The following is a 12,487-nucleotide window of genomic DNA, read 5'->3' as shown; positions in this document are numbered from 1 at the left end:
CGGTGGCACGTGCCCGCCGTGACGATCGGGTCGAGCATCGCCCCCGGTTTGAGGAGAAGTCAATGAGCGAGACCGCACGCACGGACGGGGCTCTGGCGAGCCTGGCCCGGTTCTGCCACCGGCGCCGCCGCCTGGTCCTGCTGGCCTGGATCCTCGGCGTGATCGCGGTGGCGGTCCTCGGTTTCGGCTATGGCGCACCCGGCGACAACTCCGCCGGCGGGGACTCCGATTCCGCCAAGGCGCAGGCCCTGATCGAAGAGCACTTCCCCGAGCGGCAGGGCGACACCCTGACCCTGGCGATCAAGGCGGACGAGGGCATCGACGACCCCGCCGCCCGGCAGCGCATCGAGGCGGTCATCGCCGATCTCGACGCCTCACCGGTGACCGGGCCGCTGGTCTCGCCCTACCGCGACGAGACCCTCGTGACGCACGACCGGCGGATCGCGCGCATGACCGTCCCACTGACCGACAAGGACGCCGCCAAGGAGGCGATCGTGGTCCTGGTCGACACCGTCAAGGACGCCTCAGGCGACGGTGTGACGCTCGGGCTCGCCGGGCAGAAGGCGGAGAAGGCCGAGACGCCCCCGCAGGGCTCGGCCGAGAGCGTCGGCCTCCTGGCGGCGGCGGTGATCCTGTTCATCGCCTTCGGTTCGCTGGTGGCGATGGGCCTGCCGATCGTGACCGCCGTGCTGGCCATCGTCGGCGGCCTCGCGCTGATGAAGCTGGTGGGGTACCTGGTTCCCTCGCCGGACTTCACGGTCGTCCTCGCCTCGATGATCGGGCTCGGCGTCGGCATCGACTACGCGCTGTTCATCGTCACCCGCTACAAGGACGCCCTCCACGAGGGCGACGACCCCGAGAGCGCCACCGTCAAGGCCATCACCACCGCCGGCCGCGCCGTCCTGTTCGCCGGCACGACCGTGGTGATCGCGCTGATGGGCCTGCTCGTCATGGAGCAGCGGCTGATGACCGGCGTGGCCGTCTCCACCTCGGTGATCGTGCTGGTCACGATGCTGGCCGCGGTCACCCTGCTACCGGCGTTCCTGGGCTTCACCGGCCACCGCATCAACGCGCTCCGGCTGCCCCGCCGCACGGCCCGCCGGACGTCCGGGAACCGCCGCACCCTCGCCGAGCGCTGGGCCGCCGTCGTGCAGCGCAGGCCCCTGGTCGCCGCCGTCCTGTCCACCGCGGTCCTGCTGGTCCTGGCCGCCCCCATGCTGTCGATGCGGCTGAGCCTGCCCGACGCCAGCGTCCAGCCCCACGACCGCAGCAGCCACATCTCCTACGAGATCCTCTCCGAGGGCTTCGGCCCCGGCTACGGGGCACCGCTGATCTTCGCCGCCGAGAACACCGACCTTCATGCCGTCGCCGAGATCGTCGGCGACACCGACGGCGTCGCCTACGCCACCCCGCCCCAGCCCAGCGCGGACGGCCGGGCCGTCATCTTCATGGCCTTCCCCGAGACCGGCTACCAGGACGAGGCGACCACCGACCTCGTGCACCGGCTCCGCGACGAGGTGCTGCCGGGAGCGTCCACCGCGCGGATCTACATCGGCGGCCCCAACGCCGCGACCATCGACATGGCCGAGACCACCCAATCGCGTCTGCCGCTGATGATCGCCGTCGTCATCTTCTTGTCGCTTTTGCTGCTGATCGCGATGGTCCGCTCGGTGACGATCGCCATCCAGGCCGCCGTGATGAACCTGCTGTCCATCGGCGCCGCCTACGGCGTCGTCGTCGCCGTCGTCCAGTGGGGCTGGCTCGGCTCGGCCCTCGGGTTCCCCACCACGATGCCGGTGGCGACGTGGGTGCCGATGATGATGTTCCCGGTGCTGTTCGGGCTGTCCATGGACTACCAGGTCTTCCTGACCTCACGCGTCCGCGAGGAGTACGAACGCACCGGCGACACCCGCGCGGCCGTCTCCCGCGGCCTGGCCGGGACCGCCAAGGTCATCACGGCCGCCGCCGCCATCATGATCGCCGTGTTCACCACCTCCCTGCTCGGACCCGACATCGCGGTCAAACAGGGCGGCCTCGGCATGGCCGTCGCCGTGCTCATCGACGCCACCATCGTCCGGATGATCCTCGTCCCGGCGGTGATGGAGCTGTGCGGCAAGGCCAACTGGTGGATGCCCGGACGCCGCAAGCCGCGGGCGGCACCGGCCCCGCAGGTCAGGGTCGCCGAGGAGGTCGGGGTCTGAGGGGCCCGGACGCCGGGGAGCCACGCCCCGGCGTCCGGCGTGTGACCTGCGTCGTCCCTGTTCCCGGTCGCCGCCGAGCGCATGTCATGCTCGAAGGTGTGACCCTGACGCTCGGAAAGTACGTCGTTGACCCGCCCGTGGTGCTCGCGCCCATGGCGGGCATCACCAACGTCGCCTTCCGCAGCCTGTGCGCCGAGCAGGGCGCCGGGATCTACACCTGCGAGATGGTCATGACCCGCGCGCTCATCGAGCGCAACCCCAAGACCACCCGCATGATGGCCTTCGGGCCCGACGAGACGCCGCGCAGCCTCCAGCTCTACGGCGTGGACCCGGTCACCGTCCGCAAGTCCGTCGAGCTGATCGCCGCCGAGAACCTCGCCGATCACATCGACATGAACTTCGGCTGCTCGGTCCCCAAGGTCACCAAGAAGGGCGGCGGGGCCGCGCTGCCCTACAAGCGCCGCCTCTTCGAGCAGATCGTGCGCGCGGCCGTCGACGCCGCCGCGCCCTCCGGCATCCCGGTGACCATCAAGATGCGCATCGGCATCGACGACGACCTGCCCACCTTCATCGAAGCCGGCCGCATCGCGCAGGACGCCGGTGTGTCCTGGGTCGCGCTGCACGCGCGCACGGCCGCGCAGCGCTACTCCGGCACCGCCGACTGGGACGCCATCGGCGAGCTCAAGGCCGCCCTCGATGTGCCCGTCCTCGGCAACGGCGACATCTGGGAGGCCACCGACGCCCTGCGCATGATGGACGCCACCGGCTGCGACGGCGTCGTCGTCGGCCGCGGCTGCCTCGGGCGTCCCTGGCTGTTCGCCGACCTCGCCGCCGCCTTCGCCGCGCGCGCCGCCGGACGCGAGCCCAGCCCCGCCGACCGCGTCCTGCCGTCCCTCCACGAGGTCGCCCGCCTCATGCGCCGCCACGCCGAGCTGCTGGTCGGCTGGTACGCCGACGCCGGGATCCCGCCCGAGGAGGGCGTGTCGCTGCGTCCGGAGAAGCGCCGCAAGATCTCCGCCGAGGAGCACGGCTGCACCGACTTCCGCAAGCACGTCGCCTGGTACCTCAAGGGATTCGCCATCGGCAGCGACACCCGCCGCGCCCTGGCGATGGTGTCCTCACTGTCCGAACTGGACGATCTACTGGGGACCCTCGACGACCAGCCCTTCCCCGTCCAGGTCCTCGGCCAGCCGCGCGGGCGCACCAACTCCCCCGCCCGCGTCCAGCTGCCCGACGGCTGGCTGGACGACCCGTGGGACGACACCGTCCCGGCGGGGGCGGACCTGGAGCACTCCGGCGGCTGATCTGCCCTCGGCGAGGTCATCCAGCAGCGCCGGAATCAGCCGCTCCTCCATCACCGCCCGGCCGCGCTCAGCCATGGTCTCGGCAAGCTCAGGTTCCCAGGGAGTCCCTGCCGGGCTCCCGGTCAATGCCGTCGTTTCCCCTTCGTCGAGCGCATTGGCATAGTCTGCGGTCGTCATCCGCCATGGCAGAGCGCGTAGGTTCGCCATCGCCGCCGTCGTAGTACGGACCCCGGTCCAGTCGAAGTCTCCACGCCATAGGACCTGGACACCGTTATCAACCGCCGCGTCCAGCAGCCGATGACACGCTGCCGACGGCTGCCCTTCGGTACACACCAATGGCGGTGTGGACGGCCCAAGGCGCGCCGCCGCCATCCTCAGCACGGCAGGGTTCTCGCAGACGAACAACCTCGGCCCCAAGGCGGTCACCGGGTAGGCGTGGAGCTGCTGGAGGGTGAGCCGAAAGGGCATTCCGGCGTCCGCCGCGGAGTTGAGCCAACCACCGGTCAAATGCCCCTCGGCGACCCGCACGCCGAGTACCAGCACCTGCGAAGCCATGTCGTCCATGACCACTCCGGCGCTCAGCCAGACCGTCCGGGAGGCGGTCCGCGTGGTGGGCGTCGGCGAGCCGGCTCGTCCGGCGAGCGCCCGTAGCACGAGACGCTCCAGTGGGGTCCCCGCCAAGGCCTTCGTGTCCCCTGTGACGGCCTCGGCGAGCACAGGGCCCGGTAGTGGTTCATCGGACGGCAGCCGATCGAGGATGGCGACGGCTTGCCCGATCATTTCGGGTTGTTCCCGCCGCATGAACCGCGTCAAGGTGCCATCGGCGGCCACTTCCTCGCGCCATGCGTCGTACCAGGTGCTCCCGGAATGACGGGACGACGCCAGGCAGCACAGGAGCTCGTCACGTGCGGCCGCGACACGATCACGGTCTTCATTGCGATCTGAGGCGCCGGTGAGGAGGATGATGGCCTCACGCAGATCCTCGGCCACACCGGCCGCGCTCAGGTTCCCGGCGAGCCGTTCCAGTGAGACCGATACCGAGCCACCCGTGCCGACCGGGCGGCCCAGCAACCGCGCGATGGCCGATCGCTGCGGAGTCGTGGCCCCGGTCAGGGTGACCGTACCGGTCAGCGCCCGTCCCGAAATCACCCGCTGGGCGAGCCGCTCCAGCAGCCAAGCGGTTTCCGGGGTGCCCAGAAGGCGGCGGAGTCTTTCGGCGTCCATGTCGCCCCTCACATCAAGGTCGGCTGCGTGGTAGGCGGCTCTCCGGATTCCGCCGGTGGGAGGCCGGAGGTAGCGGGCACACGCGCCGAGCGCCGCCCGTCCCACTCGAAGACACTGACGAAGACCGCGTCGACGCCTTCACGGCGGACGAGCTGGTGAGTGCGGATGCCCGGGACCGTGGCGTAGAAGCCCCATTCCCGCTCAGAGGTCATCACTACGTCGAGATCGAAGGCCGCCAGCAGCCCAAGGCACTTCGCCCGGGCGTCATCGTCGACCCCGGCGAACGCCTCGTCGAGCATGATCAGACGAGGGGCATGCTCATGTGCGGAGCGGTAGTGCGAGGACGCCGCCGCGAACAGCGGAAGGGACACGGTCAGTACGCGCTCACCACCGGACGCGGGCCCGACGGCGGCCACCCATCCACCCCCCTGGTGCTTCTCGATGGTGAATCGGTGCCAGCGCCGGTAGTCGAGGGCGTTGCGGAGATGCTCCAGCCAAGTCCCCTCGGGCCGTGCGGCCGCCTCCTGCCGGATGCGTTCATGCAGGAACTCGCTGACCCGTTCCTCGTCGCTCGGGGTCCACAACTCGTTGTCCTTGCGCAGCACGGCCCGCGCCCGCGCGAACCCTTCTGGAGCGTCCTTCGCCGGCCCCCACAGCAGGCGCAGCCGCATCCCGGTCGACGTGGGCCGGTTGGTCAGCTCGGCGTTCATGTCGGTGACCTGCTGCTCGGCAGTGTGGATACGCGTCTGGATGTGCTGCCCGACCTCCTTGACGAGGTGCTCCTCCAGGAGCTCACGTTCCTTTTCAGTGAGGAGCCGGTTGCGGTGGTCAATGTCGGCGCGGAGCAGCGCCTCCAGCTCCCCGGGACTGGGAGTATTCGCCTGGTGGACGACGGTGACCACGATGCATCCATGCTGGAGCGTGTTCGACGCGTGCATGCCGTGGCGGCTGAGGATGTCGGCGAAGGTGGTGAAGGCGGGGACGATGTCGCGCTCCACGCGGCTCCACGCCGACTCCGTATAGTCCACATCGGAGAGTGCCTCGTCGGTTCGGCGGGCAAGCTGGATCGCTGGAGCCACCGCCCACTCCTGGCCCGGATCGGGAGACTCAATTTCTGGCGCCGCCACGGACAGTAGCCCCGTCGCCGTGAAATCGCGGAGCTCGGACACAGCCCTGTCGCGCTCGTTCGCCGCGTCGTGCTGCAGGTCGATGAGGGTGTCCCGCTTCGACTGGGCGCGGTCCAGAATCGTCTTCTGGTCCTGGAATCGCTTGTCGGCCGCAGCCCGCTCGGTCCGCTTCCGGCCAATGGCGATGCCGAGCACCTCGATTTCGGCACGGAGATCTGCGATGGTCCCGCCGAGCCGATCCTGAAGCGCTTCGAGGCGAGCCTCGGCCTGGTGCAGCTCACCCTCCGAGTCTTGGAGGATGGTGGTGACATGTTCGAGTCGTTCCACTGCGCCTACTAGTTCCTCTTGGCAATCCTCGACCGCGCGAAGGCACTCGCCGTGAGACAGGATTGCCGACCACAGCTCGCCTAGCGCACTCCGGTACAGATGCACCGCCGCCCGAACCGCCTTGAGTTCGTCCGCATCGACTGGAAGTCCCAGGTCGGCAGCGACATCATCGCGGGAGACGATGGCCGCCCGATGCGCCTCGTCACGCTCCCGCAGGCGCTCCTGTGCCTCCGCCACGTTCTCTTGACGTGCGTGTAGCTCCGCGTGGGAGTGGGCCGCGCCGGCGTGTGCATCACGCAGGGCCTGGTCACTGGGTGCCCCTCGCAGCTCCGAGTCGAGGGCGGCGGTGTGCTCGCGCAGGTCTTCCAGCCGGGAGTGGCCCACGAAGATCTCAACCTCGATCGTGGACAATTCAGTCTCGATCTCCCCCAGACGTCGCCTTCGGGCTTGTTCGCGGGCGGCGTGCCCGAGGTACTCCGCACTCGGCTTCGCCGCACGTCCATACCGTGGGCCGATGCGGTAGCGACCGTCCGCGGCGATCCAGGTCCTGCCCGAGCCCAGACCGATCGCCCGTAGAAGAGCACCGACGGTCTCCTCCGTCAGCTCCCCGTGATCCTCGCCGAGCGCGGGCCGCAGGACGCCCGTCGCGTTGGTGTGTTCGGCAGAACCGGGAGTGAGGGCGTCATCGAGTACACCGGCGGCGAGAAGCGTCCCGTCTGGGAACAGCCAGGCATCGAGCAGGCCGGTGGCCTCCATGGCGGCCTCGAGTGCGGCACGGGCTGCCTCGGGAACGTGGTCGTGGAAGTCCACGATCCTCCACAATGGCGCGCCGGCCCGACCCTCCCGCCCTGGCACACGGACCGCTGACAAGGCCGGTTCACGGATACCGCCTGAGGCGAGTTCCGCACGCTCCGCCAGCAGAACGCCGCGCCGCGCCTGGGCCGCCGTCATCTCCGCTTCGGTCCGCAGCCGCTGCTCGGTGAGCGCGGAGTGCGCCGCCCGCGCGGAGGCCACTGCCGCCTCGGCGGCGGGGTTGGGGCCATGCAGGGTCTCCGTCCAGTCGACGAGGCCGAGCACATCGGGATCGGGGACTGCGAACTCGGCCGGGTGGAAGCCGCGCCAGGCCGCGACGTGTTCCCGTCTCGCCGTTTCGACGATGTCCGTCGCCGTTGTGACACGATCCGCTGCGGCATCGCGCTGGCTCTCCCGGTCAACGAGCGTCGCGGATGCGTTGGCCTTCTCCACCGCACGTGCCTCGGCCTCCACGTGCAACGCGAGTACGTGCTCTACTGCCCGGTCCTGGTGGGCCGCGATCGCCTCACCGCCCCTCCGGGCAGTCGTGGGATCGGAGGTTCGGGTCAAATCGGTAAAGGATGCGGTGAGGTCCCGGTGCCGGTCGGCGACAAGGGCTCCGTGGGCCAGCCCTGTGCTGTCGGCAAGGGCTTTCGCGGCCCGCCCACTGCTGGCGGCGACCCGGTCCCCGGCTTCGTCCAGCCGACGTTTCCAGGTGCGGTGTTCCCGATCAGCGGCCCGCGCCGCTTCTTCGGCGATACGGTGCGCCCCGCGGGTGGCGGACAGGGTCTCCTGCGCCCCTTTAATGTCGGACAGCTCGGCTCGCCCTGACAGCTCACGCTGCCGTGCCTCATCGACCAGGATGCTCTTGCCGAGACCGTTTCTCTGCTCTTCGGCTTCTGTGCAGGCGCGGTCGGCTTCGGAGATGGTGTCACCGAGCGCGGCGATGTCCCGTCCATGCTTTTCATACGCCGACTGCGTCTCGCGCAGCCCGGCTGCTTGACGCCGGGCCGCGACCCGGGCGTACCTGCGGTATCGCCGGTCGAAATCGCGAGTGGCATCGGCGGCCTGCATCAGCCCGGAGAGCTGATCGCGCTGTTCGCCCTGTTGGTGGAAGGCGTCGGCAACGTCGGCGAGGATGTCCTGGTCGACGGGGGCGAGGGCGTCGGTGAGTGCCGCGGACAACTTCTTCTCGTCGGGCTTTTTCGACAACTGTGGCTGCCGCAGTTGCACCAGAAGGTCCACGAGGGAGCTGTAGCGGTCCTCGCCTAGATGGAACAGCTTGTCGTCGACGAGCCGCCGGTAGGTAGCCGCTGCCCGGACGACCTGCCCGTTGGTGCCGATGGCCTCGGTGAGGCCGTCACGGGTGAGGGCGGTGCCGTTCGGGGCCAGTTCGAGACCACCGGCACCAAGACGCTGGGAGGTGACGAAGAACCACTTGTCGGCGATGCCCGGTCCGGCCACCGCTTTCAGGCCGATCCCAATGGTGGCGTATTCCTGCCGGCCCTGCTCGTCGACCCGGCCGAACTCCATCCAGGTGTAGCCGAGCCGGTCGGTGTACTTGCCGCCCAGAAGGAGGTTCCAGTGCATCTGCTTCTTTGGATCTCCGTCGGGTTCTACTCGGTAGGGCCGGGTATCACCGTCGAGGAGAAATGGGAGGGTCAGCGCGAGCACTTTGGACTTGCCTGTTCCGTTGTTACCCAGCAGCATCATGCGGCCGTCACGGAACCAGAACTCCTGCTGGTCGTAATAGAACATATCCACCAGTCCCAGCCGCATAGGTTGCCAGCGGGGCCTCGTTGCCGTGGGGATATTCAAGATCGTTCTCCCGGTAGTTTCGGCGCGGCGAATGCGTAACGGGCGAGCGCGGGCAGTCCGGTGACCTCTGTTCCATCCACCCGCAAGAGTCGCAGGGAGGCCAGGCGGTGCAGGGCCTTGGCTACGAGCTCCCGCTCGGCACCGGGTTCGCGTGCGGCCTTGCTCCAGTAGGAGGCGAACTCAGGGGCGCGGGCCGCGATGTGCGCCTCCAGGACGGTGATTGCGACGGGGACGCCGGGCCGGGCCCGGTCGAGGCCCGCCAGATGCTCGGCGACCAAGAGCGTGGCGTGCCCCTCGGTGCCCTCCTCGGGCATCCCGTAATCGGTGGCCTCTCCACTCGGGTCGAGTAGCGCGATGCCCTCGGCCCGGACCTCGGCGACCAGGCCGCTGAACTCGGTGATCCGCCGCAGGAGGTGGACGCGCTGTGAGGCCAGATACTCGCGTTCGGCCTCGGTGAGGTCGGCGAAGTAGAGCACGGGGTCATCTAGGAGCCTGCGGGACAGGCTGTGCCGAATGATGCGGTTGCGGTCGTCGTCTGTGTCGGGCGCGTACTCCGCCGCGAGCGTGGCCAGGCGCATAGCCCAGTCCACTTCGTCAACTGTGGACGGGCCACGACGGTTGGCGAGAAGCTCTGCGAGAACGTGCCTGTTCACGTCGTAAAGGACGTCGCCGCTGCCTGCGACATAGGCGTCCTCGTCTCCGGCGACCCGGTCCAGGACGCCCAGAGCGAACAGTAGCTTCGCCACAGCCGACAGGTCGCCGCGCTGGGAACGGTCGCGCAGGGTGAACTCGATGCCGGCCGCGGTGAGCACCGGATCGGTGGCGTAATGCACGATCCGCTCCGCGAGCCGCCCTAGAGTGACCTGCTTGTCGGCTCGCTCTAGAACCGCGAGGGCGAGGCAGACCAGCACGTACCTGCGCCGCCCGAACGGAGCAGCTCCCTCCTGCGCACCCCGGCTGCCATCCTCGGAAAGGATGCCGTGCTTACGCAGCCGGACGGCACCGGCGCTGTGGAAGACGATCCATCCGGTCTCACGCGCGAACCATTGGGCGATGACGTCGCCGTGTCTGCGCGCCAGGGTGAAGATTTCGTCCTTCGGCGTGAGTAGCGGCGTGCGCAGGAGCGTGCGGACAACCTTGCCCCGCTCGTCGGCGGTTCGTGCTTCGAGGGCGTCCTTCACGTGTCCGCCAGGTCGGTGATGGTGATGACGTACTCAGGGCCGTACATGACGCCGTCCTCAGTGGGCAGTTCGACAAGTGGGCCATCCGGAACCGGTTCGAGGATGATGCGGAGGGTCCCGTCCCCGGTGTCCGTGCGGATGCGCCCGTCACTCCTGGGTGGCCCGGCGGACAGAGCGGTGCGCAGGAGCTCCAGGAAGAACCGGAACTCGGTCCGGTCTAGCCCACCTAGATCGGAGAGCTTCGTCGGGACGCCGGTGGCCAGCCTCTGGCGGGCGCGCCGGGTCTGCTCGGCCTCTGCCGCGACCAGCGCGGCCAGGTGCGCGCGCTCGGCGCTGCGGTCGGTGACCTTGGCGAGGCGTCCGCGTTTCTTGTAGTGGCCGGTGGCCCGCAGTCGCGGGGCAATCTCGACGACCGGAGCGTCCCGCCAACTCAAGCGTGGCGCGGCCTCATCGGTAGCGGTCCCGGTCAGGTGCCGGGCGGTGGACAGCCCGAAAGCAGCGCGCCACAGACGATGCGCTGATTCATCGTCGGGTGCCTGGGCGAACCACTGGGCCAGCCTCACGAAGTCTGCGGTCCGGTCGCTACGACCGGCTCGCCGCTCCTGAAGCAGACCGACGGTGGCGAGAAGCTCGGGGATGGCCTTGCGAGCCCGCTGCCGCAGAAGAGCAGCCTGATTGCCGCGGTCTGCCCCACGTCCGAACCAGGAGTGCAAGCCGGACCAGCGCACCCGCCACATGTCGTGCAAGGCTGCGATCTCGGCGTCCCGGTCCGGACCGGGAGCGAGGTCAACGGCTTCCCGATCGACGGCCAGTCGTAGCATCTCGTCCGCACGTGCTTCAGAAATGTCGGCGAGGGTGCGTCCGATGTCGTGGGACTTGGAGACGAGGTCGGCGATGAAGCGCTTCAGGTAGTCAATGAGGCGGTCCTTGAAGGCGAGAAAGGACTCCTCGTCGACATCGTGGAGGTCGATGGTCCGCTGGAGGCCGTTCATAAAGGCGACGGCGTTCTCAGCAAGTGAATCGAGGCGCTCAAATAGGTCACGCAGCAGACCGTGCACGAGGGCAGGATCAGGGTCCGCGGTGGCGGCGAGGTCACGGAGGTTCCGCAACCGCACCCTGACATCCTCCAGCGCGACGGACTGAAGGGATCCACGCCTACCGAGCTGCTCGTCGTAGAACTCAGCGGCCCTCTGCGCGGCCTCCCCCTCTGGGGTGAGCTGGTAGAGATGGCGGGCCCGATTGAAATCCTCGACGGCGGTGACCCGGCCGGTGTCGGCCTGTTGGTGCAGATTCCCCCATTTGTAGAGCTGCTCCAGTGCTGCGGCCATCGCCTCGGGCGCGACGGGATCATTGAGAGCAGCGGCGACGTCCTCAGGACGCAGGTGCACGACGAATCCGCGCTTGGCGGCGAGGAACACGCTCATGACCTGCACATACAGAGCGTGCAGAGGATTGCGGGCATCGAGATAGGCAAATGGGCTCGTGGGCACGAAGGCGACCCCCTCCGGCGTCCTTAGGCGACCCGGCTTTCGGGCGCGTCGGGACATTGCCGGAGACAAGTATGCCGCAGAGGTGCGAAATGATCACTCTTCGAATTTCCGCGATCGCCAGGCTCCGAGAGCAAGTTCGGTGCGGCTGCTCTAGACGAGGTAGACAGAGGCCCGCTAACGCCGCCCCAGCTCCTGCAAACGCTCGGTCAGGGTCAGGAACACGAAGACGTTCGGGATCTGCGAGACCGCCTTCGTGGTCAGCGACAGCCACTTGCCCGCCACGCTCACCGAGACGAAGCCCTGCTTGATCTCGATCTTCTCGATCTGCGCCCACGCCACCGATTTGCGGCCGACGGCCAGTCCGCCGCCGTTGATGTCGATGTCACCGAAGCGCAGGGTCTCCCCGCGCAGGATCGCGTCCACCGCCTTCGGAAGCTGCGCGCGGGTGACGGCCTCCTGGATCATCGGGCCCCACTGCTCGGGAAACGCGAAGGCACCGCCGATGACGATCGGCTCACCGCGCCCGTCATTGAGGGTGTAACGGTAGGTGGTGCCGGTGTAGACGCCGTTGCGGTAGTGGCGGGTGACGTTCTGCAGCACCGACATCTGCTCCCAGCGGAACGCCGAGATCCGGGCGTGCTTGCCGATCACGATCATCCCGCCGTCGAACAGGTACAGCGCGGCATCGGCGTTGGCGGAGCGGGTGTACAGGCGCTGCAACAGTCCCAGGGCCGCGATGATGGCGACGATGGCCCCGATGACACCGAGGAACGTGGTGTCATCGCCGCCGGCGAAACCGAATACCGCGACGAACGTGGCGATCACGACCGTCACCGTCACGCCGATGTAGCCGGGAATGCGCGGCAAATAGTGCGCGCGCAGCTCGCCGAAGCCCTGCTGGGCGGCCAGTGCGCGGGCCTGTGGATCGTGTGCGGACATGCGGCATCCTCCCGGTCGCCGCCGAGACTAGCCGGAACCCGCAAGCGGGGCCAGACACGGCATCCACAGTAGATCCGCGGAGTT

The 12,487-nt window shown here is 68.8% G+C and carries 6 protein-coding genes and 1 pseudogene; 2 read left to right on the top strand and 5 right to left on the bottom strand.

Annotated elements, in window-relative coordinates:
• Nucleotides 1-62 precede the first annotated feature (62 nt).
• On the top strand, nt 63-2,201 hold the full coding sequence (locus QSK10_RS20895) for an MMPL family transporter (RefSeq protein WP_285664598.1): 2,139 nt from the start codon (nt 63-65) through the stop codon (nt 2,199-2,201).
• Nucleotides 2,202-2,287: 86 nt separating this feature from the next.
• A complete protein-coding gene (gene dusB, locus QSK10_RS20890; protein ID WP_285664597.1) occupies nt 2,288-3,505 on the top strand; it encodes a tRNA dihydrouridine synthase DusB in 1,218 nt (405 codons plus the stop codon).
• 24 nt (nt 3,506-3,529) lie between these two features.
• Here the strand turns inward: dusB and QSK10_RS20885 are convergent.
• From QSK10_RS20885 to QSK10_RS20865, 5 genes and pseudogenes are all read right to left on the bottom strand, one after another.
• A pseudogene (locus QSK10_RS20885) lies at nt 3,530-4,729 on the bottom strand (TIGR02679 family protein); the annotation flags it as partial.
• 8 nt (nt 4,730-4,737) lie between these two features.
• On the bottom strand, nt 4,738-8,754 hold the full coding sequence (locus tag QSK10_RS20880; protein ID WP_285664596.1) for a TIGR02680 family protein: 4,017 nt from the start codon (nt 8,752-8,754) through the stop codon (nt 4,738-4,740).
• Between the two features lie 35 nt (nt 8,755-8,789).
• Nucleotides 8,790-9,974 (bottom strand): TIGR02678 family protein, encoded by a 1,185-nt coding sequence (locus QSK10_RS20875; RefSeq protein ID WP_285664595.1) that lies wholly within the window; start codon nt 9,972-9,974, stop codon nt 8,790-8,792.
• The gene (locus QSK10_RS20870) at nt 9,971-11,521 is read right to left on the bottom strand and encodes a TIGR02677 family protein (RefSeq protein ID WP_285664594.1); all 1,551 of its coding nucleotides are present in this window, start codon (nt 11,519-11,521) and stop codon (nt 9,971-9,973) included. The genes QSK10_RS20875 and QSK10_RS20870 overlap by 4 nt, the downstream gene beginning before the upstream one ends.
• Nucleotides 11,522-11,638: 117 nt before the next feature.
• Nucleotides 11,639-12,403, bottom strand: coding sequence for a DUF6585 family protein (locus tag QSK10_RS20865; protein ID WP_285664593.1), 765 nt, complete (start codon nt 12,401-12,403; stop codon nt 11,639-11,641).
• Nucleotides 12,404-12,487: the final 84 nt, after the last annotated feature.

The sequence above is a fragment of the Actinorhabdospora filicis genome (assembly GCF_030269765.1).
Lineage (GTDB): Bacteria > Actinomycetota > Actinomycetes > Mycobacteriales > Micromonosporaceae > Actinorhabdospora > Actinorhabdospora filicis.
The sequence above is the reverse complement of the archived record's forward strand: the minus strand, read 5'-3'. Positions and strand labels throughout refer to the sequence as shown.

Excerpts from the sequence above, each read along its gene's own strand:
- QSK10_RS20895 (WP_285664598.1), top strand. The coding sequence starts at position 63 with ATGAGCGAGACCGCACGCACGGACGGGGCTCTGGCGAGCCTGGCCCGG.
- dusB (WP_285664597.1), top strand. The coding sequence starts at position 2,288 with ATGCTCGAAGGTGTGACCCTGACGCTCGGAAAGTACGTCGTTGACCCG.
- QSK10_RS20880 (WP_285664596.1), bottom strand. The coding sequence starts at position 8,754 with ATGCGGCTGGGACTGGTGGATATGTTCTATTACGACCAGCAGGAGTTC.
- QSK10_RS20870 (WP_285664594.1), bottom strand. The coding sequence starts at position 11,521 with ATGTCCCGACGCGCCCGAAAGCCGGGTCGCCTAAGGACGCCGGAGGGG.
- QSK10_RS20865 (WP_285664593.1), bottom strand. The coding sequence starts at position 12,403 with ATGTCCGCACACGATCCACAGGCCCGCGCACTGGCCGCCCAGCAGGGC.